Source organism: Thalassotalea piscium, assembly GCF_030295935.1.
Classification (GTDB): Bacteria; Pseudomonadota; Gammaproteobacteria; order Enterobacterales; family Alteromonadaceae; genus Thalassotalea_B; species Thalassotalea_B piscium.
Window position 1 is genome coordinate 2,666,836 of sequence record NZ_AP027362.1, and the last position, 21,918, is coordinate 2,688,753.

Sequence of the window (21,918 nt, forward strand, 5' to 3'; positions counted from 1 at the left end):
TTAACTGGCAAATAATTGCCACTATAAAAGTACTCCTTGTATTTAAAGTACCTGATCCGTTAATAATGACCAATGTCAATCTCACTAACTATGTGAACATTTCTATTGATTAAAAAGTCAGCTACTGCGTATACAGTAGATAACTTAATTAATGAAACTGGTAAAAGACTACTCTCGGAAATGAATAAACATAAAAAAAGGGCATGTCTTTAAATAGACATACCCTTCTACATTTTGAATTTTCACGGCTAAATAGTTAATAGCGTAATAACTATTTATCAGCTCTTCCCATGAATTTCTTTTCTTCTGTGTTAATTTTAATTTTATCGCCCACTGAGATATGCTCAGGTACTTGAACGGTTAAACCTGTTGATAAAATTGCAGGCTTTGTTCTCGCTGTTGCTGAACCACCTTTAATTGACGGGTCAGTTTCAATAATGTCTAATTCAACACTTGAAGGTAAATCAACACCTACTGGCGTCCCATCAACAAGAATCACTTGTAAGCCCTGCGTTTCTTCATTAATAAAAAGCACTTCTTCAGCAATGCTTTCTTTATTAATGTTGTATGGCGTATAGTCTTCGTTATCCATAAACACATATTCTTCGCCATCTAGATAGGAGAACATTGACGCTCTACGGCTTAAATCTGCAAAATTAATCATTTCATCAGCTTTGAATGTTTCATCAGTTTTGCCACCGGTGACCACATCGTACATACGCATTCTATATAAACTGCCACCTGCACGCCCTTGCGGTACTGAACGCTCAATATCTCTTACAATAAACACTTTTCCATTATACTCAATGGCGGCGTTCTTCTTTATTTCACTTGCTTTTGGCACAATCTTCACCTTAAAAAATTTAACTGTTTCGAAAAATACCACGCCTCGCAATTATTGCAAGCACTTGGCATGATCCCCATCATATTATTATTAACTTTTTGCGATCACAAAATTTAACGCGCCAGTAACGGCAGCCACTTGCGCTAAAATACAACGCTCTTCATCTGACCTTGGGCTGTCAGGATAAACCTCTGTTGTAGTCACGTAGTCTGCATTCGTGAACCCCATACAAAGCCCTAATTCACGAGCGGCATAGTTTATTACACCTTTTTGCGCTAATGTAACGCCTATTAATCTATTTTGATCATCAGCTGGTGCAATATGCGTAATTTTCTCAACCGAGTCGATAATTGCTTGCTGAAATTCAGGTTCAGGTTTTGTGCTATTGCCAACTAAGTAGAAACCATCGGGTATGTTCCAATTGGAGTGTACCACCGCATCTCTGGCTGCTAGCGCTGGCCTAAACTCAGAATTGTCAGTATCGGTAGTTTCATGTAAATCTATATGAACATTAATATCACAACCTAACGAAGCGATATAATCCATTAATAAAGCAGACTCTTGAGCAGGGCTTGAAGGATAAAAAGACCGATTTGGATCGTCTGCATTTGGGTTCCAACGATTAATGGTTTCGTAACCCCAAGGGCTCAAACAAGGAGCAATTAATAGATTAAAATGCGAAGAATAGTTTGCACTTTCAATTTCAGCAAAGCGAATAGCACCTTGTACACCGCTTGTTTCATAACCATGAACTCCGCCTGTAACCAAAGCGGTTGGTTTTTTCTCATCCCAGTTCGGTGACTTTAAAATAAAAAGAGGGTAACGCACTTCATCATAAGAAAGCGCACCATATTGCACTATTTCAAATACATTATTAAGCCCGTTAATCTTTGTAATCACTTGTTCTGAATAACTACGTTTAATGGTTTGTTGAGAAAGCCATTGCTGCTTTTCTTCTTTACCCCATTTTTTGCCGGAGGTTCCTATTGGATATACTGTTTTTGTCATTGTCTCATCAACATTGCTTAACTATGATGCTATTTTCGCCTCTACAAAGATAATATTCAACTGATACTAAAACTTAAATATAATACGCAATAACACATAAATAAAATTCACCTATTAGCAAAAGTAGTTTACAGTTATTTATATCATGGCAACTTACAGTATCTATAATGGCAAAAACTACACCTCCACTCCATTTATTAACTATTTTTGAAGCAAGCGCTCGCCATGAGAGTTTCAAAATAGCAAGTGATGAATTATTTATTACACCTTCAGCAGTAAGCCATCAAATTAAAACGCTTGAAACTTATATTGGTTTTCCGCTGTTTGTTCGTAAAAGTAGAGGTGTTAGTTTAAATGCTGCCGGCAAAATGTACTTTTCTTATGTACAACAAGCATTAACCTTAATTGATACTGGTACAAAAAAAGTTAAAAACAAATTTTCAACACCAAGCTTAAAAATCAATACATTTCCTACAATGGCGAGTAATGTCATTATTCCTCAACTCAATTTATTCCAAACTGCACACCCTGAAATAGACATAAGGCTTGCTACCAGTATGAATTTGGTCGATTTGCGTGATGAGGAGTTTGATCTTGCCATAAGAGTAGGACATGGCAACGCAACAAATGCTATTAATCAAAAATTGCTAGACATAAAAATTACAGCCGTTTGCTCTCCCGAGTTCGCACAACAGCATCAACTTAATGATGTAAACCAGATTACAAAAGTGCCGCTAATTGACTTGTCATACATGGATAATATTTGGCAAAAATGGGCTGATGCTGCCAATATTAAAGAAACTAACTTTAAACATAGCTTAACCTTTGATAACTATGACGCCACTTTACATGCTGCAGAGCAGGGATTAGGTTTGGCCCTAGCGATGATGCCAATTGAAAACTCATTGATTGAAAGAAAGGTATTAGTAAGCCCATTTAAACAAATCATTCCATTCCAACTATCCCTTTACGCAATTTATCGCGAAGAAGATAACAACAGACATGATATTCAATGCTTTTTGAGCTGGTTAATTAAATCGCCAAATATGAAGCCATTAAAAAACACATAAAACAACCTTAAACTTAGATGAATTATATTCACCCATTGTGTGAATATTATCCCTTTGATGCATTAAGTAATACAACTTAATATTACGCCATCAACTAAAGGACTAAAAAGGTTTTATTATGCTCGGCCAAGTCATCACAATATTTTATAGAATAATCGCCACCATTATTATACTTACCCCAATGACATTTAATGTATTTCACAAAGGCGAAATTATAAATTCCTTACTTTACCTACCTTTATTAACCTTATTTTTAACGATATTGTTTATTATCGTAGACAATCTACTTATCCAAATATTAGCTTGGTTATCAACTCACAAAGGCCACAAAGCGAGTAATAAGCGCCAGAAAAAGCAAATAAGTTCAAAAGCATTTATCAAGCATACTAGAGCGAGTTGATCTTTCGAGTACAAATTTTGTACGAATTAAACATGATTTAATTGAGGCGTAGCGAGTAAAGTGTAGTTATTCTACATAAATGAGCTAGACAGCTTCCGCGTCCTGCTCACGCTAAGTACCTACTTCCGTGTAAGCAACGAAAAGTAAATCATGTTTAAACGTATCCGTAGGACAGCGCCTCTTTGGTGTTTCTACGGCGTTTTCACTTATTGATGGGGAACAACCCCATGACATAAGTTCAGCCTTGTATAAACACCAAATAAACCGCTGCAAAAATGTACAGTAAAGATCAACACGCTCTAGTGTAAAGCTGAGCTGTAAATTGAGTCACCATGATAAATGCTAACGTAATAAATTGATCTATAGGCACATCTTGCTATGCTTATTTTAACTAAAATTCAATATCATGTTGGGCATTTTCCCATACCTTAGTTTAAATAAGAGACAATTATAATGAAAAAAACAGTAGGCATCGGTATGCTCGCGCTTGTATTTATTCAAGCATGTAGTCAATCAACCTCATCGCTCACTAAGCACTCGGCAACCAATATAATGAAATCTGAATCAGCCCCAATTGCTAAACGAGTTGACCATCTAATGGAAATTCATGATCACCAGCGTAACGATCCTTATTATTGGTTACGTGACGACAGCCGTGAAGACCCAGAAATGCTAGCGTATTTAAATGCAGAAAATAACTATACTCAAACCAAGTTAGCGCATACACAAACATTGCAAAATATTTTATTTAAGGAAATGACCAGCCGCTTAGAGCCCAATGATGCATCAGTTCCTGTCTTAGATAAGGGCTATTGGTACTCAAGTATCTTTCAACAGGGCAAAGACTATAGAATAATTGTTAGACAAAAGGGTAGTTTAGCTGCCCCCAAAGAAGTGCTTATCGATCAGAATATTCGCGCACAAGGTCATGACTATTATAATTTAGGTGATCGTAAGGTTAGCCCAAACCAGAAATTACTCGCAATTGCAGAAGACACGGTTAGTAGACGTTTATATAATATTCGTATTAAAGATATAGCTTCAGATACGTATTACCCCGAGGTATTGTCAAATGCTTCCGCAAATATAGTTTGGGCTAACGATAATAAAACCCTCTTTTACGTAAAAAAAGATCCTGAAACACTTCTTCCTTATCAAGTTTATCGCCACACACTCGGCACAAGCCCTGAACAAGACGTTTTAGTTTACCAAGAAGACGATAACACCTTTTACACCTACATTTATAAAACACGCTCTGATAACTTTATTGCTATCGGTTTAAGTTCAACCATGAATAGCGAAACGTTATTGCTTGATGCTGAACACCCCACCCAAGCACCAAAAACGTTATTAGCCAGATCAAAAGACCATCTATACCGTGCTGATCATATTAATGACTACTTTTATATTCACACGAATAAAAATGCCCTAAATGGAAAGATAGTGCGGGTCCATCAAAGCAAAATTGGTGATATCACCCAATGGCAAACTGTACTTAAACACAACGATGACACCCTTATTCAAGATTTAGATTTATTCGATAATTTTTTTACAACAAATGAACGAATCAATGGGCTAGAAAAGTTAAGAATAAGAGATTATCAGGGTAATCTGGTGCAAGAAATATCGTTTACAGATGAGGCTTATTCTAGCTATCTTAGTAACAACCCTGATCCAACGAGTGAGAAGATTAGGTATTACTATAGTAGTATGACAACACCAAACTCTGTTTTTGAATACGATACCAACACACAAAAAAGTACATTATTAAAACAAGATAAAGTGTTAGGTGTGTTTGATCCTTCTGACTACCAAAGTAAACGTATTTTGATCACAGCAAGAGATGGCGCAAAAATACCAGTGTCACTTGTTTACCGTAAAAGCCTATTCTCTCACAATGCAACTAACCCAATGTTAGTTTACGGCTATGGGTCTTATGGCTCAACAAATGATCCAAGCTTTTCAATTTCCCGCTTAAGTCTGCTCGATCGCGGTTTTGTGTATGCTATAGCTCATATCCGCGGCAGTAAAATGCTGGGTGAAAAATGGTATGAAGATGGTAAGAAGTTGACCAAGATGAACAGTTTTACTGATTTTATCGATGTAACTAAAGGGTTAATTGCACAACAATATGCCGACCCGAACAAAGTATACGCCAGTGGAAGAAGTGCTGGGGGATTACTCATGGGCGCAGTCGTTAATATGGCACCTGAGCTATACCATGGCGTGCTCGCAGGTGTTCCATTTGTTGATGTGGTAACGACAATGTTAGATGAGACTATCCCTCTTACAACCGGCGAATACGATGAATGGGGCAACCCCAACGACAAACAGTTTTATGACTATATGTTGTCATATTCGCCTTACGACCAAGTTAGTCGTCAGGCCTACCCTAATATGTTAGTGACAACTGGCTTACATGATTCACAAGTACAATACTATGAACCAGCAAAATGGGTTGCAAAATTAAGAGCAATGAAAACTGATGATAATTTATTACTGTTAGATACAGATATGGAAGTTGGTCACGGAGGGAAATCAGGCCGATATAAAAGCTTTCTAGATATTGCAAAGCAGTATAGCTTTATTTTAAGTTTAGCGGGTGTTGATAAATAATATGTAGCTCAGTTTAATCGATACTTATACCAGTTTCATTAGAGCGTGTTGATCTTTACTATACATTTTTGCAGCGATTTATTTGGTGTTTATACAAGGCTGAACTTATGTAATGGGGTTGTTCCCCATAAATAAGTGAAAACGCCGTAGAAAAACCAAAGAGGCGCTGTCTTACGGATATGTTTAAACAGTTAAATACAAGGCGTTTAATTTCATAACTAGTTGCTCTGGGGCAATGATGCTCCTGCATTGTCCACATAAACTACATCCTTGTAGCGATAATGATAAAATAAATAACGCAGTAGTTAATTGTTTTAGCCAGCAGAAATGATCACATAGTGTAAGCGTCGGTTAAACCACACCTTTTCAATAATCGCCAAACTAAATAAACTCCTCAATAATTTACTATTGAGGATATATCATGACCCGAAGAACGTTAGATGATTGGACGAAACTTATTGAACAACAAGCCCAAAGTGGCTTATCTATTCTTGCTTTTTGTAGGCAACACCTGATACCTACGTCAAATTTTTATAAATACCGACATAAAATTGAACACCTCAATCAAACATCGGGTTTTGTAAAAGCTAAGGTAGCAACAAAGGTAACAACTCAACCTGCCGATGCAACAATACACATAGTCTTTGGCGACACAAGGTTAACGCTACCTCATCATTGCGAACCAACATGGTTAGCTGAACTTATTAAAGCGTTACACGCATGAAGATGTTTGTTGATGTGCCTGATGTCTATTTACACCGCCAGTTTGTCGACTTTCGCAAATCCATTAATGGTTTATCGGCTTTGCTCGATAGTGAGCTGCAATTACCCGTGCTCTCTGGGGCTTTGTTTGTGTTTTGTAATAAAGGTCGCGATAAATTAAAAATTTTGTATTGGGATCAGACGGGTTTTGCGCTGTGGTATAAACGCCTTGAGCGAGATAAATTTAAGTGGCCAACAAGGTTAACTGAATCGACCATGGAGCTCACCGAGCAGCAATTACATTGGCTGTTATCTGGCTTTGATGTGGTGGGCCATCAAGCGATGAGCCTCGATAATTTGTCCTTATAACCTGCGATCATAAGCAGCAGTTATCGATCACGAAATAGTCTAGGTAATAACAACAACTTAACCATTTACTCTGGTAAAATAACTGCATGAATACCAAGACTAAACTTCACCAACGTATTGCTCAGTTAGAGCGGTTATTAGCAGAAAAAGACGCACGTTTACTGTTCCTTGAAGAGCAGTTTCGCCTAGCGCAGCAAAAACAATTCGGTAAAAGTGGTGAAGGCTTTGCAGGTCAAGGGGAATTGTTCAACGAGGCGGAAGAAATCGCTGTGCTTGCTGAAACTGAGCAACAAGACATCAGCTATCGCCGTAATAAACCAAAGCGTAAACCCTTACCGAAAGACTTACCACGGGAAGTGGTGGTGCATGATATTAGCGACGCTGAGAAAGTGTGCGTTTGTTGTCATGCTCAATTACATAAAATCGGTGAAGACATCACTGAAAAACTAGACTTCATCCCGGCACAAGTCAAAGTTATTGAACATGTTCGCCCTAAATACGCGTGTCGTGAATGCGAAAAAACAGGCACTAGCAACCCGATTAAACAAGCGTTGATGCCAGTAAGTCCTATCCCTAAAGGCATTGCTACTGCAAGTTTACTGAGTCAACTCATTACCAGTAAATATCAATATGGTTTGCCTCTTTATCGCCAAGAATCATTATTCAAACAATACGGTATCGCGCTCAGTCGCCAAACAATGAGTGATTGGATGCTCAAATCAGCAGCGTTATTTCCCCCGCTCATCAAACGGCTTAAGGAAGAATTACGAAAACAAGCAGTGATACATGCCGATGAGACTACGGTCAATGTCATCAAGTCTGACAAAATAAAAAGTTACATGTGGTTGTATTGCACGGGCACGGATTCCCCCATGCCCACTAGTTCAATCCCAAATATTATCTTATACGATTATCATGATAGCCGTGCAGGTCGCTGCGTGGTTGATTATCTCGACGGCTATTCGGGCTACCTTCAAGTTGATGGTTATCAAGCCTATCATCAAACCCAAGCAACCTTAGTGGGTTGTTGGGCACATGCGCGGCGTAAATTCATTGAAGCCAAACAAGCACAACCCAAAGGAAAAAGTGGTAAAGCTGATGTGGCGCTAAGTTATATTCAAAAATTGTACGGTATTGAATCGCGTTTTAAAAATACAACTCCAGAAGAGACTTACGAGGCTCGCCAAACTCAAGCCAAACCGATACTAGATAAATTACACGGTTGGTTTACTCAACAAAATGTGTTGCCCAAAAACAAATTAGGTGAAGCTATCACGTATCTGAGTAATCAGTGGCCAAAATTGGTGGGTTACCTCGAAGACGGTCGCTTGAGCATCGACAATAATCGTGCAGAGCGGGCAATAAAGTCCTTCGTTATCGGACGTAAAAATTGGTTGTTTAGCCAAACCGCTAACGGTGCCGATGCGAGTGCTGCACTGTATAGTATTATCGAAACCGCTAAAGCTAATGGCTTAGTTCCATTTGATTATGTCAAGCAATGTCTTGAAGAGTTATGTAAACCACACCCTGATATTGACGCAATATTGCCGTGGAACATCAAGCGTTAGTCAGTAGAAAATGATAATGCAGAAATAAAAACGAAAGGTAAAACAGAGGTAATCATCCGTGATCAACACTCCCTGTTTACTTCATCCCTCATAGCAATCCTCGCTACATCACCTCATCCGTAAAGCTTCCCTAAACAAGCATCCAGCTTGCTGTTGTTACCAACTTTTTAAGTCTAGAATAAGGATGAAATATTGCAAATAATGCTGAATAAAAAATTTAGGTGTGGTTTAACCGACGCTTACCACATAGTTAGTGAGATTGGTATTAATAAAATAAAATTAGGCAAAAAAAAGCGCTGTTAAAACAGCGCTTTGAATAACAATTATACCAGTTCATTAATTAAGTTATCTACTGTATACGCAGTAAAAAACCGTCAAATACAAAGTGTTTATTTCATAACGAGTTGTTCAAGGCAATTATGCTGCATTGACCACATAAGCTACACCCTTGTAGCGATAATGATAAAATAACAAACACAGCGGTTGATTGTTTTAGCCAGTAGAAATGAGCACATAGTTAGTGAGATTGGTATTAGCTTTGGTATAACCATGCTAAGAACTGCTTAGATTCATTTACGTTGGTAAATGTTACTCGCTTAGAACCAGCCTGATCTCTAACAACTACATTTTGTTTATTCACAGAAATTGAACGCACTGGGCGTTCTATACGGATCTGTGTACCGTCATACAAATAAGACATAATAACTCACATTTATTAACCAAATTGGTTTTAAAAGAGCTTTATTATTTAATTTACTAAGATCAAAAAAAGATGATTAAAAATTGTTTAAATAAAGCCGACAAATTTTAGTGATGACTGACTAGATAAGGAAAGGCAATACACATTACTATCGTAAAGATAGTTGTTCATAAAATGAGAGGAGAATTACGAACAAAGGCTATTATAACAGGCTTATGTTAATAAGCAACTAGGCCGAGCGATTCTTTATGGTATAAAAATATTTATCAATCACTGCTACTCTGTTTAGCTTTAAATACTAAAGCAGCAAATTAGTATATAATTATAAGCTATCAGTTTTAACAATTAAAAATTATATGAATACTATCGACGAACAATTAAATAACCCTTTACATGGCCTAAAGCTTGAGACGTTGTTAAATGAGCTTGTTTCGCATTACGGTTTTGAAATTTTAGCAGAGTACACCAATATTAATTGTTTCAAAAATAAGCCATCTATCGCCTCTAGTCTTAAATTCCTCAAGAAAACCGAATGGGCGCGTGAAAAGATGGAACGATTTTATTTATATACTTATAAAAACTTACCTAAAGCCGATGATGCTCAATACGAAATAACACCAAGAAAAAGGATTATTCCAGCACACCATCAACCAAGAGAGCCTAAAGTGTTGTTACCAGGTGAAGCGCCTCCACCAAAAGAAAGCAGCAGATTTAATACTAGAAATGAAAAGTCTATTAGCAGTAGGCATAGTAAATCTTCTCGCTTTAATAAAGCAGATAACAAAACAGAACATACTAATGCGACTCCAGCAAACCCTTACGCTAATGCGCCAAAATAAATACTAGCATTAAGGCGTGTTGAACTTTTCTATACATTTTTACAGCTATTTATTTGGTGTTTATACAAGGCTGAACTTATGTAATACCAATTGAAAACGCGGTAGAAAAACCAAAGGGCCGCTGTCCTTCGGATACGTTTAAACATGATTTACTTTTTGTGCCTGCATGAGGGGAAGTAGGTAGTTAGCGTGAGCAGGGCACGGTAGCTGTCTAGCTCATTTATGTAGAGTAACTACACTTTACTCGCTAGGCCTCAATTAAATCATGTTAAATTCGTACAACATTGGTACTCGAAAGATCAACATGTCATAGTTAAGCGAATTTTCTTTATTGTCTTGTTGTTGTTTGTTATTATTTGAGCTTACACGTGTACACTTAAAAATTATACTAAACAATGACAAGCCAACTCTCTCAATACTCTCCCGCCGAAGAACTCGCAAATGCCATTAGCCATGGTTTGGGAGCTTTGCTCAGTGTAATAGCCCTAATATTACTTGTTAGCATAGCAGCAGCTAGCGGAGACTGGATAAAAACCGCTAGTTTTGCTGTTTATGGCTCAAGTCTAATTTTGCTATTTCTTGCTTCAACCTTGTATCACGGACTAAATAATTTAAATGCAAAACGAATATTCAAGCTCGTTGACCATTGTGCAATTTATGTGCTTATTGCGGGTACTTACACACCTCTCACTCTAATTACCCTTAAAGGTAATTTGGGTCTAAGTATGTTTATTTTAGTTTGGGGAATAGCTTTAGCAGGCATTTTCTTTAAATTAATATATGGCACTAAATATAGACTATTGTCTGTAGCGACCTATTTAGGAATGGGTTTTATATCACTTGCTGTGATCAAAGATCTTTATCAAAGCCTAGCAATTGAAGGATTAGTATTATTGGGCTCAGGCGGCTTAGTATATACACTTGGTGTATATTTTTATCTTAATAAAAATATTCCATACAACCATGCAATTTGGCATTTATTTGTATTAGGTGGCGCCGCTTGTCACTTTTTTATGATTTGGTTTTATGTATAAGTTCAACACGCCCAGGTAAAGCAGTATATCCATCAACTTTAGCTGTTATTAGCTAACAATAAGTAATACCGATCTCACTAACTATGTAATCATTTCTACTGGCTAAACTAGGGCGTGTTGATCATTTAATTAATGAAACTGGTATAAGTTTCTTTGTTTTTGAGCAGTTATAAATTGTGGTTAAAGTCTTCTATTTCAACAATCAAGTCATTATTACTGATCTGTTCAACTAATTCCGTCGCCTTTACTCCATAGACTTTCGCTTGTTCTAATTCTTCCATCTCTTGGTAACGCATTCCCATTGCTAAATAAATTGAAGCTGTCGAATTTACGAGAGCTAAGCGGTGCGCACAATCTAAACCTTTTTGATAAATATCAATTGACTGTTCACTGTCAAGTGTAAAGTCTGCTAAGGCTTCCCATTGTAACGGATGATCTTTCGGTGAATTCTCATTGTTTGCACATAACTTGATAAGTGCTTTATAGCTAGACTCACGTGCATCGTCGTTATTACTTGCTGATGCGTCAGCAATATTTTGTGAAATACTAATAATCTCGTCAAATAAGGGGGCTTTCATTTTTAATCCTAAGAGTAGTCAAACGAATTACCGCTAATGGTAGCTGATAATTAGTTCTTAGTTAATTGTTTATAAGCTTTGTGATACTTAACCGCAGCACTTTTTATATTTTTTACCACTACCACATGTACAAGGGTCATTTCGCTCTGGAGTTTCATCAAATCGTTGTGTTGTTGGTTTGTTTAAAGCAAACTCCAACTCTGAAATATTTTCCTGGGCATCAGTGTTAAGTTCAATATTGCCAATTAATTGATGCTCAGACAATGTATGCTCTAACGCTAATTTTCGCTCTTCGCTATTTACGGTTAACGATAATGGGTTCGCTTTAGTTCCTAACTTAACGCTGTTTTTAGGTTGGTAGCCTTGTTTTCCATACTTACCCATCACATCGGGCGTGCCTCTATAAAAAAATTTAGACATTATATTTCCTAAAGTGTACTTATTGACTACATAAATGTAGGGATAAAAATAATAAAACCTAACCAACTTACTGCTAATAACAACCAAGGAAGCACTTTACTTACGTTAAATCCCGCTTTTTCTTGGGGTAATTCAGCAGTTATCTCTTTTTGGCTTTTCACTACTTTTTTGCGTTGCTTATCTCTTTCTCGTAATTTTTTACTTTGCTGCTTTTTAAACTCGGCAATACCTTTTTCAATACCTTGTGCGATGAGTTTTGTTTGCTCTTTCGTTTGCCCTTTTTTTTGGGTCGCTTTAGCTACTTTCATCGCTTGCTCTTGTGTTTCGGTTGATACTTTATTTTTCATAATAGCCTATACTACGCAAAAATTCGCTTTGCCCATCGCGCCAAACCAACAGTTACGCTACCAAAATGGTCTCCAACAATCAGTGGTATATTAGGCATTTGTGAAGATAAAAACTGACTAAGAATGGGTGATTTAGCTGTTCCGCCGGTAACAAATACTACGTCAGGTTTACAACCTGCTTGAAGTACCGCTTCATCCATTATTTTTGCTATTTGACTTAATTGGCTTGTACTAGCATCGAGCATCAAGGTTCTTGATATGTCAACTTGTAGACCCTCCGCTAAATCAAATAATTCGATCTGTTGAAGTGTTTGATCGGTTAATCCTACTTTTGCTTGTTCGGCACCATTAACTAAGCGATAACTTAGCCTCTGATCATGAACCTTTATCAAACGTGAAAATTTTTCAGGCTCAGCGGCATCTCTTTGTAATTGTTCTAAATACCTGCGGTTACTAGGACGATAAAATTCGGTTTGTTCGTTTACATTATTAATTGCAACGGCTTGATTAAAGCTATTTACCGGCATTGGTTTACCTGTTTTAAGTAAACTGTCCATTCCTAAGCTTGGCATTATACCTTTAAGTGCTAGTTGAATATCAAAGTCGTTTCCGCCTACTCTTATACCACTGTGAGCAAGTAATTGTGCTTTTCTGTCAACACTCTTAATGAATTCTGGCCCCATTAATAACATTGAGCAATCAGTAGTTCCACCGCCAATATCTACCACCAAAACCCTCTTCGTTTCAGATAAAGTTGTTTCATACTCAAAACCAGCGGCTACTGGCTCATACTGAAATTCAACGCTCTTAAAGCCTACTCGTTTTGCAGCATTAGTAAGTACATTAATCGCTTGGCGATTACTTTCCTCGCCCTTTAATCCTTGGAAATTCACAGGACGACCGATAACCGCTTTAGTGATTTGTCTTTGTTGGTTATTCTCGGTTAACGTTTTAATATTACTCATCATGGCTGCAACAATGTCTTCAAATAAATTGATTTGCGCCGGTAGTAAACCACTAGCACCTAAAAAAGATTTAGGTGACTTTATATAATATCCTTCATCGGGCTCGTCTAAGTATTGCTGCAATGCTGCCTTCCCAAAGGAAAGCTCTGGCGATATACCATCAAGCTTTAGCTCTCGAGCAGCGTTCTGCCCTTTTTGTAATGGCAAAGCCCTTAGTGTTAAAAATTCATTTTTTGCATGTTCAGGCAAGCGTTGATACAACCAATGACTGATAATATCTCTGCTTGGTGCGTATAAAGTAGACGGAATAAAGCGACCATGCTCACCTAGCGACAAAATTTCAGGTTGGTCGTTAGTCATTAAACCCACTGCACAATTTGAAGTACCGTAATCAAAACCAATCATATTATTTTAGAGTTACCACGCCATTAAAAAATCGAGTAGGATACTGAGGATAAGAAGAATGTGCAAGGCGGGTGGTTATCTATACAAACCACCCTGTTGGGAATATAGTTATTGTTGTAAGTTTTTTTTCGCTTGTTCAACTTTACTAAAGTCTAAGCCTAACTCATCAACTGCTTCTTTAATTAAGTCTGGGTTTTGCATTAGCAACATCATTAACGCTTGTAGCTTTTCTTGTGGAATACCTAACTGCTGTACTGTATTCATTGCCATAATAGGATTTTCAGTGAGCGCTTGAAAAACCTCTTTTATTTGATCATCACTAACATTATGTTCTTTTAAAATTGCAATTACTGGGTTCATTAATACACCTTTACGATTAATAGTAGAGTCTACACTTATTCAATTATTTGTTGCGTTTAGTTTTAGGGATATAGTTTAAAATAGATACAGGTACTGCTTTTTTAACAGGAAACTCTTTAAATTCTTTACGCGCAATAACATGACCTAAACGGCTTTCAATAGCACACAAGTTTCTAAAATTATCTTTTGCCACGAAAGAAATAGCTTGACCACTTGCGCCTGCCCGCCCCGTTCGCCCTATTCTATGAATGTAGTCGTCGGCTTGATCAGGTAAATCGTAATTAACCACACGAGTAAGATCATCAATATCTATGCCTCGGGCAGCTATCCCTGTAGAAACTAGAAAGTTAATTTTTCCGGCTTTGAAGTCTGCCAAAATTTGTTCGCGCACTGCTTGCGTTCTACCACTATGCATTGACTCAGCAGATATACCACGTTTTTCTAGTTGAGAAACTAACTTTGCTGCACCATGTTTAGTTTCAATAAAAATAAGTGCCTGATCCCACTGTTGTTCAATAATTAAATAACTTAACAACGCTGATTTTTTGTCTTTATCAACAGTAACAAGCCACTGGTCAATTTTAGCAGCTGTAGCGCCACCAGAAGAAATGTTAAGCTCAACTGCATCAGCATTAATTGCTCTTTTAGCTAAAGCGCGCACATTATCTGAAATAGTTGCCGAAAATAATAAGTTTTGACGTTGTTTAGGTAAACGTTCAATTATTTTATTAATATCATCAATAAAGCCCATGTCAAGCATGCGGTCGGCTTCGTCGAGAACTAATACTTCAAGCTCGTCAAAATGCAGTGCACGTTGATGTATCATATCTAAAAGCCTACCGGGCGTTGCAACAACTATATAACCCCCCCAAATCAAACGTTGTTTCTGTGCTTCAACGTCAACTCCACCATACATTGCCATTGAGCTTAGGTCTAAATATTTACCATAATCAGCAATACTCTGCTCAACTTGTACGGCTAGCTCTCTGGTTGGAGTAATAATTAATGCACGTATACGCTTGCCACGTAAAGTACGTTCTTTACCCGTATGATATGGGCTTAATTTTTGTAATATCGGCAACGCAAAGCTAGCTGTTTTACCTGTGCCCGTTTGCGCGGCAGCAATAAGGTCTTTACCTGCCATTATTGTTGGTATGGCTTTTTTTTGAATAGCTGTTGGCTCAGTGTAACCTAACTCTGTTATCGCTTGTAGTAACGGTTCACAGAAGTTAAATGTTGAAAATGACATTATGGTAAAACCTTAAAAACACAGTAAAAGCGCAGCTAAAATAGCGATAGACGTATTAACGTCTTCTGAAAAACTTAAGCAGCAATTAAGCCGCGCAGTATATCAGAAAATACAGCCAACTTTATGCTTATAAATATAACCAGCTTAATAAGAATGACAGGGTTACCCACATAATTAAAATTAAGGGAAGCCCTACTCTAATAAAGTCTGAAAATTGATAACCACCAGAGTTCATTACCAAGATATTTGTTTTATAAGCCATAGGTGTTGCATAACTTAAATTAGCACCAAAAAGTACCGCCAATATAAAGGGCTGCACGGGTACATTCAGTTGGGTCGCAACTGATATCGCAATGGGGGTTCCGATAACCGCTGCAGCATTATTAGAAACAATGTTTGTTAACACCGCTAGCATTAACATTAAAGCTGACAGTATGCCTGCAGGTGGTAAATCAAAAGCTAATGCGACAAACAGTTGTGCGATATATTCAGCCCCACCCGTTTGCATCATTGCTGAACCTAAGGCTAAAGAAGCGACAACAATCAATACAACTTGACTACTCAATGCTGAAGATACTTCGCTCCAATCTAAACACTTGGTTACTAATAATACTAAAACGCCACATAATGAACTTATAGCGATAGGTATAATGCCTATAGCAGCAATTGCTATCACCAAAAATAAAGTACCTAATGCGATAGGTGCTTTTTTAGATTGCGGCAAGTCAGAAGCCCCATCAATAATTAAGTAGCCTCTATTTTCTTTAAGTTCCGCGATTTGCTCAGCATCACCTTGCACTAATAAAACATCGCCCGTCATAATAGTAATATTACCAAGGCTTCTGCGACCAACATCCATCGCTTTACCGTCTCGATGTAGTGCGACAACCGACAATCCATAGCGTCTTGCAAACTGGACTTGCTTTAAGGTTTTACCTATTAAACCAGATGCTTGAATGGCCACTATTTCAGCCAACATTTGCTTATCAGCACTCAGCGGGTTGCTATCGTCCACTTTTTTAGCACCAGAGAATAACGTTGCTTGTAATACCGACTCAAATTCTTTTAATCTATCTGGGTAGTCTTTAACGTGTAGTCGGTCACCCTCTTTAATAATTGTGTCTGGTAAAGCAACAATATTTCGATATTCAGGGCTACGCTGAATTGACTGAATATTCATTTGGTTATCAGTCATTTTTAAAATTTCAGTCACTGTTTTTCCATTAGCCGCACTATCTTCATTAATATTTAAATACGCACTGAATAATCTAGGTGATGTATCAGGTAATGACGGTGATCTTTTAGGTAATAACTTAGGGGCAATTAGCCACAGGTAAGCAATAGCAATTGAACCGGCAATTACCGCTGGAAAGCTAAAGTCAAACATGCCTATTCGAGGTAAACCCATATCACTTGCAACACTAACAACTAACAGGTTGGTAGAAGTACCAATTGTAGTTGCCATACCGCCAACTAATGTAGCTAATCCCATAGGTAGTAACATTGGCGAAGTATCACTATTTGTGCGTAATGCCACATTCGTTAAAATGGGTAATAGTAAAACAACTATCGGCGTATTATTAACGAAAGCACTGAGGATACCAGCAATAATTAAGGTGATTAATAAAGACAAAGCTGGGCTAATCTTCCAAAGTTTGGCTAATTGCCGCCCTACCGGCACCAAAGCCCCAGTACGAACTAGCGCATGCCCGAGGATCATAAGTGCACAAACAGTAAGCAGCGCCTCATGACCAAAGCCGAAAAATAACGACGAAGGTTCTAAATGCTCGCCGTTAATCTCAAAAGGAAAAACCGTAAACACTAAACACAAAATAACCAATACAGCTAAAGAAGATGTCTCTAATGGAATATCGTCACGCCTAAAAAAGTACAAAGCGATAACTGTGATAATAAGCATTGCAAGGGCATGGTTGTTTGGAATATCAGGTAAATTCAAATTATAAACTCTACATTTGTTATTAGCGGTTTTGTTAAGCTGCTATCAACTAAAACGATCCTTATCGATCAATTTCAAGCGCAAGCCATTTATTAAAGTATAAAGTTAGCACTTGCTTTTTTAAATAGCGATTTAAGTTTTGATATTTTTTAAATAATACCAGTTTCATTAAGTTAATTTTGACAAATTGGTGATAATCAAAAACGATACAATGATATAAATAGGGAGTTTAGCTAACTTTTTAGTAGCAATTGTAGTAGTTACGCTTAATTGAGGTGTAAACCATTGAAATTAAAGAGGTTGGGTGGCAACCCAAACAGCCACACTCCGGCACATGAGTCGTCTGCTGCGGTTGCTTCCTTCCGGACCTGGCCGAGTTCACAGAGTATCATTGCGAAGGGACCGAAAGGGTCACCATAGATTGGCTACATTTAGTAACCGCGCAGATTATCGCTAATAGATTAGCTCGTTGCAAGTGTATTTAAGGGTTATTATGCTAAGTGTGGATTTTTTGCACAAACATCGGTAAATAATTGCTGAAAAGCAATTCTTGCTTGTTCTATATCTTCATTAACTTCAACTGAAGGCATGATAATTACGGCTTTCTTTCTAAAGTCGAATGCGATTGGTACCACTGGTACGTTAGCTTGATTAGCAATGTGAAGAAAGCCTGTTTTCCAGTGGTTTACTTTACTACGAGTACCTTCGGGCGCTAATGCTAAAACTAGGGGGTGTCCGCGTTCAAAGTACTCCACCATTTGGCCTACAACACCATGGCGATGTTCTCGCTCTACAGGTATACCGCCAATACGTTGTAATAACCCTTTAACAGGCCAAACAAATATACTGTGTTTTCCTAAAAACTTAACCTTTAGTTGTAGTCTAAACATAACTAGGATCCCTAAGAAGAAATCCCAGTTAGACGTATGCGGCGCTACAGCAATAATAAATTGTTTACAGTCAGGTAATTGTCCTTCTATGCGCCAACCACACCATTGCAATATTTTAGCCGAAAGCCGAGCTAGAAATTGCCCTTCTCTCTTTGGAACATTAGCTGGCAGTACATAAGACATTTATACATTACTCACGTGTTCGAGCAAGTTTCTCATTAATTTCTAACAACACTGACTTAATGACTAGTAAATTATCTTTACCAATACGTAATAATAATTTATCAGCATCACTTAATTGCTCAATATCTTGGTCTTTATATTTATACATTACGCTTGGCCTGACTAACGCTAAGGATTCTTTTGGTATTTCCATGTCGAGCACACGGGTAATAGCCTCATGTAAAACTTCAGTAAAGTTTTCATCTGGGTAACCTAATTCTGCGTATGCTTGGTCTATTAGTGGCTTAAGTTCAACATACCATTGCACCAATAAATCACTATCAATTGTACGCAATAGGTCTACATATAGGCTAAAGCGCTTGGTGACGTTCTCGTCCCATTGAATAGTAGCTTGTCCATCTTCTTCAACAACCTGCGCTGTAAATTTAGTTGTTGGTTTTACTAAAATACTGTGTTGGTAAGCGACATTACCTTTAGCAAAGTTGTCGGTAAAAACAACAAAACGGCGCACCATATCGTCATCAACTATCAGCTTTAATAGCTCATTACGCCAAGTGATTGTAGGTAATTTTTCTCTGATCCAACTATCACTTTGGTCCAACGTTGGTAAAGGTACTTCAGGCACAACTTCAGTAGGTTCCTCTATGGCCTGCGCTTCAGGTTCGACATACTCCACAGGCGTTAATACTTCAGGTAGTGGCTCTATAGCAACTTCTACTTCAGCTGGTTCCACTGGCGCTGCAACAACGCTAACAGGCTCTGGTTCCGGCGATGTGCTTTGATAAAAATACCCAATAATGGCAATAGCAACTAGAAAAACTATCGTCACAATTACCCATGATGAATTTGAATTATTTGTACTACCAGATGAATTTTCCATACATACCTATTCGTTAGTTGAAAATGAAAAATTAATGCGAAAATTATATTCGTTAGACTCTCGCTGAACAGAAGAAATAAAACGTATAAAACAATATACGTATATTATCCCTTTCACCTATTGCACCGCTTTTTCGACACAGTTGCAATAGGCAATTAAGATTTTGATACATTTATTCAATAAATGCTAGTTGGCATCGGCTTGATTTTCAGGAAGTGCATCAATAAAAGCTGGGTGTTGGTTACAACGCTCAACAATTGCTGTGATAAGCGGAAATGGTTTCATATCAAGATTAAAGCGAAGCGCGTTATATACTTGTGGCACTAAACAAATATCTGCCAAAGTTATGTTGTCACCGAAGCAATATAAGCCAGAGGTTTTCGCTAGTTTTTTTTCTATTGCAGTAAATCCAAGCGACATCCAGTGGTGGCTCCAACCAAGCTTTTGCTCTTCGGACACGCCTAACTGTTTTACTAAATATTGTTGAACACGCAAATTATTAACAGGATGGATCTCACATGCTACGTCATACGCTAACGCCTTCACATGCATTTTATCTTCTAGGTTCTTTGGATAAATAGCATTTTCAGGATATTTTTCATCAAGGTAGTCCATAATTGCTAACGATTGGTTTAACACAAATTGACCATCAACAAAGCTAGGCACAAGATGTGTGGGGTTAAGCTCAACATAATCTTCGCTATGCTGCTCACCACCATTTTTAACTAAATGAACAGGAATAGACTCGAAAGCAAGCTTTTTTAAATGTAAAACAATACGCACACGGTACGCAGCCGATGAACGCCAATAACCATATAGTTTCATATATAATAAAATTTTAATTTGTGAACTGTAGTTGAAATGTTATCTGATTAAATTAATCACGCAACTTAAAGCTAAAGTTAGATCAGTTATCTTTGTGGCTGTTTGTTTACATAATACAAAGGCATAAAAAAACCCCAGTAGAGCATTGGGGTTCGTCATTAAATTTTAACTGTTTTTTTATTAATGTCGTATTCTCGTAGTTTGTTAGCAATTGCTGTATGGCTTAAACCAAGTTTTTTTGCTAACTGGCGAGTACTTGGATACGCAGGGTAAAGCTTGCGCAATAAGTCAGCCTCATAACTTTTGACTGCTGCATCAAGTGTACCTTCAAACTCTTGCTCTAAATACCCATGCTCGCGTGTGTATGCTGGCAATTGTAAGTGAGATGTCATAACCACATGACCTTCCATTAATGAAACAGCACGGATCAATACATTTTCAAGTTGCCGAACATTACCTGGCCAAGGGTAATGTTCGATAAAATCTCTACAATCGTCTGATAAACTGACAACACTTTTTCCAATACGTTGCCCAAACTTTGCCGTAAAGAATTCGGCTAATGGAATAATATCTGATCGTCTTTCTCTTAATGAAGGGATATTAAGCCCTAGCACATTTAAGCGATAATATAAGTCTTCTCTAAACTCACCTTTAGCAACCATAGCAAGTAAATCACGATTAGTAGAGCCTATAATTCGTACATTAACATTAATTTCGCTTTCGTCATCGACGCGTCTAAAGATACCGTCTTGGATCACTCTAAGTAACTTAGTTTGTAACTTAGGTGACATTTCACCAACACCATCGAGAAATATTGAACCGCCATCAGCCAATTCAAACAAGCCCCGTTTACTGTTTACACCACCAGGAACACCTACACCGAACAGTTCTGTCTCTGCCGCCTCGTCTGGTAAAGATGCACAATTTAATGTCATAAATGGACGTTCAGCTCTATCACTTGCTGCATGACAAGCCCGTGCAATAAGCTCCTTACCTGTGCCTGTTTCACCGATAATTAACATTGAAGAGTCAAGTAAGGCCATGCGTTTAGCCTCTCTTATCACTTTGCGCATAGCACCACTGCTTGCTTGAATACCAGCAAAGTTATTTTCATTGGCTTGTTTAAAGGCGCTAATTTGTTGGCCTAAACGTGCTTCTGACTTTAGAATAAGTACTGCACCAGCTAATACTTGCTCGCCTTCATTGTCTGATACATGTATAGGCATAATGTCAGCAACAAAATCATCGTCGTGTATTTTCACACGTCTGGTTTGCGCCAAAACCTCTTGAGCATCTAACCAGCGATTGAAATTAAAGCCTTTAAGCCAATTGCCAATGTGCTCACCGACTAATTCTTTCTCGCTACTTCCCATAGTAAAAGCAGCAACGTTGTTAATCATTCGTATATTGCCTTTGCCATCAATTGAAATAAAGGGATCTGGAAAGGTTTTAATTAAGGTTTCTAATTCATGGCGCTCTCGCTCAAAGGGCATAAACTTAGTAGTTTTTACATCAACAACACCTTCTATAAGACGTAACTGCGGCATAAAAGACTGTAATTCCGAAAACTCAAGATCAGGAATATTAATATAAATTTTTCCAGGACGTCTTAATTCTATCCCTCTCAAGTCAATCTCTCGCTCGACAAAAATCCTTAAAACATCTTGGGCAATACCGACGCGATCTTGACAACCAATTTCCAAACGCAT

21 protein-coding genes and 1 other RNA gene are annotated in these 21,918 nt (G+C 37.7%); 7 read left to right on the forward strand and 15 right to left on the reverse strand.

Annotated elements, in window-relative coordinates; all coding sequences use genetic code 11:
- Nucleotides 1–271: 271 nt before the first annotated feature.
- Nucleotides 272–844 (reverse strand): elongation factor P-like protein EfpL, encoded by a 573-nt coding sequence (efpL, locus tag QUD79_RS11725; RefSeq protein ID WP_184425850.1) that lies wholly within the window; start codon nucleotides 842–844, stop codon nucleotides 272–274.
- Nucleotides 845–934: 90 nt separating this feature from the next.
- Nucleotides 935–1,852, reverse strand: coding sequence for a M14 family metallopeptidase (locus tag QUD79_RS11730; RefSeq protein ID WP_184425852.1), 918 nt, complete (start codon nucleotides 1,850–1,852; stop codon nucleotides 935–937).
- A 167-nt stretch (nucleotides 1,853–2,019) separates the two neighbouring features.
- On the opposite strand from QUD79_RS11730, the gene QUD79_RS11735 reads away from it, so the two are divergent.
- From QUD79_RS11735 to tnpC, 5 genes are all read left to right on the forward strand, one after another.
- Nucleotides 2,020–2,922 (forward strand): LysR substrate-binding domain-containing protein, encoded by a 903-nt coding sequence (locus QUD79_RS11735; RefSeq protein WP_184425854.1) that lies wholly within the window; start codon nucleotides 2,020–2,022, stop codon nucleotides 2,920–2,922.
- 853 nt (nucleotides 2,923–3,775) lie between these two features.
- Nucleotides 3,776–5,938 carry a S9 family peptidase gene (locus tag QUD79_RS11740; RefSeq protein WP_221435255.1) on the forward strand — a complete coding sequence of 721 codons (2,163 nt, stop codon included), beginning with the start codon at nucleotides 3,776–3,778 and terminating at the stop codon, nucleotides 5,936–5,938.
- Between the two features lie 421 nt (nucleotides 5,939–6,359).
- Nucleotides 6,360–6,662, forward strand: a complete 303-nt coding sequence (tnpA, locus tag QUD79_RS11745; RefSeq protein WP_184423956.1) for an IS66 family insertion sequence element accessory protein TnpA — start codon at nucleotides 6,360–6,362, stop codon at nucleotides 6,660–6,662.
- Nucleotides 6,659–7,009, forward strand: a complete 351-nt coding sequence (tnpB, locus tag QUD79_RS11750; RefSeq protein ID WP_286287996.1) for an IS66 family insertion sequence element accessory protein TnpB — start codon at nucleotides 6,659–6,661, stop codon at nucleotides 7,007–7,009. The genes tnpA and tnpB overlap by 4 nt, the downstream gene beginning before the upstream one ends.
- An 86-nt stretch (nucleotides 7,010–7,095) precedes the next feature.
- Entirely contained in the window at nucleotides 7,096–8,577 is a 1,482-nt protein-coding gene (tnpC, locus tag QUD79_RS11755; RefSeq protein ID WP_184426944.1) for an IS66 family transposase, read from the forward strand.
- A 532-nt stretch (nucleotides 8,578–9,109) separates the two neighbouring features.
- On the opposite strand, the gene QUD79_RS11760 is transcribed toward tnpC, so the two are convergent.
- On the reverse strand, nucleotides 9,110–9,277 hold the full coding sequence (locus QUD79_RS11760) for a hypothetical protein (RefSeq protein ID WP_184424198.1): 168 nt from the start codon (nucleotides 9,275–9,277) through the stop codon (nucleotides 9,110–9,112).
- Nucleotides 9,278–9,633: 356 nt separating this feature from the next.
- Between QUD79_RS11760 and QUD79_RS11765 the strand changes: the two genes are divergently transcribed.
- Complete coding sequence (locus QUD79_RS11765) at nucleotides 9,634–10,116, forward strand: VF530 family protein (protein WP_184424197.1); 483 nt, start codon at nucleotides 9,634–9,636, stop codon at nucleotides 10,114–10,116.
- Nucleotides 10,117–10,511: 395 nt separating this feature from the next.
- Complete coding sequence (gene trhA / locus QUD79_RS11770) at nucleotides 10,512–11,150, forward strand: PAQR family membrane homeostasis protein TrhA (protein ID WP_184424196.1); 639 nt, start codon at nucleotides 10,512–10,514, stop codon at nucleotides 11,148–11,150.
- Between the two features lie 167 nt (nucleotides 11,151–11,317).
- Here the strand turns inward: trhA and QUD79_RS11775 are convergent, their stop codons facing one another.
- The 12 genes from QUD79_RS11775 to tyrR all read right to left on the reverse strand — a co-directional run bounded on the left by QUD79_RS11775 (nucleotide 11,318) and on the right by tyrR (nucleotide 21,918).
- Nucleotides 11,318–11,728 (reverse strand): hypothetical protein, encoded by a 411-nt coding sequence (locus tag QUD79_RS11775; protein ID WP_184424195.1) that lies wholly within the window; start codon nucleotides 11,726–11,728, stop codon nucleotides 11,318–11,320.
- An 87-nt stretch (nucleotides 11,729–11,815) separates the two neighbouring features.
- Nucleotides 11,816–12,148 (reverse strand): PBPRA1643 family SWIM/SEC-C metal-binding motif protein, encoded by a 333-nt coding sequence (locus QUD79_RS11780; protein ID WP_184424194.1) that lies wholly within the window; start codon nucleotides 12,146–12,148, stop codon nucleotides 11,816–11,818.
- Nucleotides 12,149–12,174: 26 nt separating this feature from the next.
- The gene (locus QUD79_RS11785) at nucleotides 12,175–12,495 is read right to left on the reverse strand and encodes a DUF2956 domain-containing protein (protein WP_184424193.1); all 321 of its coding nucleotides are present in this window, start codon (nucleotides 12,493–12,495) and stop codon (nucleotides 12,175–12,177) included.
- A gap of 11 nt (nucleotides 12,496–12,506) precedes the next feature.
- A complete protein-coding gene (gene yegD, locus QUD79_RS11790) occupies nucleotides 12,507–13,865 on the reverse strand; it encodes a molecular chaperone (RefSeq protein WP_184424192.1) in 1,359 nt (452 codons plus the stop codon).
- Between the two features lie 108 nt (nucleotides 13,866–13,973).
- Nucleotides 13,974–14,225 (reverse strand): DUF2999 family protein, encoded by a 252-nt coding sequence (locus QUD79_RS11795; protein WP_184424191.1) that lies wholly within the window; start codon nucleotides 14,223–14,225, stop codon nucleotides 13,974–13,976.
- A gap of 43 nt (nucleotides 14,226–14,268) precedes the next feature.
- Entirely contained in the window at nucleotides 14,269–15,474 is a 1,206-nt protein-coding gene (locus tag QUD79_RS11800; RefSeq protein WP_184424190.1) for a DEAD/DEAH box helicase, read from the reverse strand.
- A gap of 127 nt (nucleotides 15,475–15,601) precedes the next feature.
- Nucleotides 15,602–17,431, reverse strand: a complete 1,830-nt coding sequence (locus QUD79_RS11805; protein ID WP_184424189.1) for an SLC13 family permease — start codon at nucleotides 17,429–17,431, stop codon at nucleotides 15,602–15,604.
- A gap of 311 nt (nucleotides 17,432–17,742) precedes the next feature.
- Nucleotides 17,743–17,839, reverse strand: an RNA gene (gene ffs / locus QUD79_RS11810) — signal recognition particle sRNA small type.
- An 83-nt stretch (nucleotides 17,840–17,922) separates the two neighbouring features.
- Nucleotides 17,923–18,504, reverse strand: coding sequence for a 1-acyl-sn-glycerol-3-phosphate acyltransferase (locus QUD79_RS11815; protein WP_184424188.1), 582 nt, complete (start codon nucleotides 18,502–18,504; stop codon nucleotides 17,923–17,925).
- Nucleotides 18,505–18,511: 7 nt separating this feature from the next.
- A complete protein-coding gene (locus QUD79_RS11820; RefSeq protein WP_184424187.1) occupies nucleotides 18,512–19,384 on the reverse strand; it encodes a DUF3014 domain-containing protein in 873 nt (290 codons plus the stop codon).
- A gap of 186 nt (nucleotides 19,385–19,570) precedes the next feature.
- A complete protein-coding gene (gene maiA, locus QUD79_RS11825) occupies nucleotides 19,571–20,209 on the reverse strand; it encodes a maleylacetoacetate isomerase (protein ID WP_184424186.1) in 639 nt (212 codons plus the stop codon).
- Between the two features lie 158 nt (nucleotides 20,210–20,367).
- Complete coding sequence (gene tyrR / locus QUD79_RS11830) at nucleotides 20,368–21,918, reverse strand: transcriptional regulator TyrR (RefSeq protein WP_184424185.1); 1,551 nt, start codon at nucleotides 21,916–21,918, stop codon at nucleotides 20,368–20,370.

Bases quoted from the DNA above. Each gene is read 5' to 3' on its own strand.
- tnpB (WP_286287996.1), top strand. From the start codon at position 6,659: ATGAAGATGTTTGTTGATGTGCCTGATGTCTATTTACACCGCCAGTTT.
- QUD79_RS11800 (WP_184424190.1), bottom strand. From the start codon at position 15,474: ATGTCATTTTCAACATTTAACTTCTGTGAACCGTTACTACAAGCGATA.
- yegD (WP_184424192.1), bottom strand. From the start codon at position 13,865: ATGATTGGTTTTGATTACGGTACTTCAAATTGTGCAGTGGGTTTAATG.
- QUD79_RS11740 (WP_221435255.1), top strand. From the start codon at position 3,776: ATGAAAAAAACAGTAGGCATCGGTATGCTCGCGCTTGTATTTATTCAA.
- maiA (WP_184424186.1), bottom strand. From the start codon at position 20,209: ATGAAACTATATGGTTATTGGCGTTCATCGGCTGCGTACCGTGTGCGT.
- QUD79_RS11795 (WP_184424191.1), bottom strand. From the start codon at position 14,225: ATGAACCCAGTAATTGCAATTTTAAAAGAACATAATGTTAGTGATGAT.
- QUD79_RS11760 (WP_184424198.1), bottom strand. From the start codon at position 9,277: ATGTCTTATTTGTATGACGGTACACAGATCCGTATAGAACGCCCAGTG.
- tnpC (WP_184426944.1), top strand. From the start codon at position 7,096: ATGAATACCAAGACTAAACTTCACCAACGTATTGCTCAGTTAGAGCGG.
- QUD79_RS11785 (WP_184424193.1), bottom strand. From the start codon at position 12,495: ATGAAAAATAAAGTATCAACCGAAACACAAGAGCAAGCGATGAAAGTA.
- QUD79_RS11735 (WP_184425854.1), top strand. From the start codon at position 2,020: ATGGCAAAAACTACACCTCCACTCCATTTATTAACTATTTTTGAAGCA.
- QUD79_RS11780 (WP_184424194.1), bottom strand. From the start codon at position 12,148: ATGTCTAAATTTTTTTATAGAGGCACGCCCGATGTGATGGGTAAGTAT.
- QUD79_RS11820 (WP_184424187.1), bottom strand. From the start codon at position 19,384: ATGGAAAATTCATCTGGTAGTACAAATAATTCAAATTCATCATGGGTA.
- trhA (WP_184424196.1), top strand. From the start codon at position 10,512: ATGACAAGCCAACTCTCTCAATACTCTCCCGCCGAAGAACTCGCAAAT.
- tnpA (WP_184423956.1), top strand. From the start codon at position 6,360: ATGACCCGAAGAACGTTAGATGATTGGACGAAACTTATTGAACAACAA.
- QUD79_RS11730 (WP_184425852.1), bottom strand. From the start codon at position 1,852: ATGACAAAAACAGTATATCCAATAGGAACCTCCGGCAAAAAATGGGGT.
- QUD79_RS11765 (WP_184424197.1), top strand. From the start codon at position 9,634: ATGAATACTATCGACGAACAATTAAATAACCCTTTACATGGCCTAAAG.
- tyrR (WP_184424185.1), bottom strand. From the start codon at position 21,918: ATGCGTTTGGAAATTGGTTGTCAAGATCGCGTCGGTATTGCCCAAGAT.
- QUD79_RS11775 (WP_184424195.1), bottom strand. From the start codon at position 11,728: ATGAAAGCCCCCTTATTTGACGAGATTATTAGTATTTCACAAAATATT.
- QUD79_RS11815 (WP_184424188.1), bottom strand. From the start codon at position 18,504: ATGTCTTATGTACTGCCAGCTAATGTTCCAAAGAGAGAAGGGCAATTT.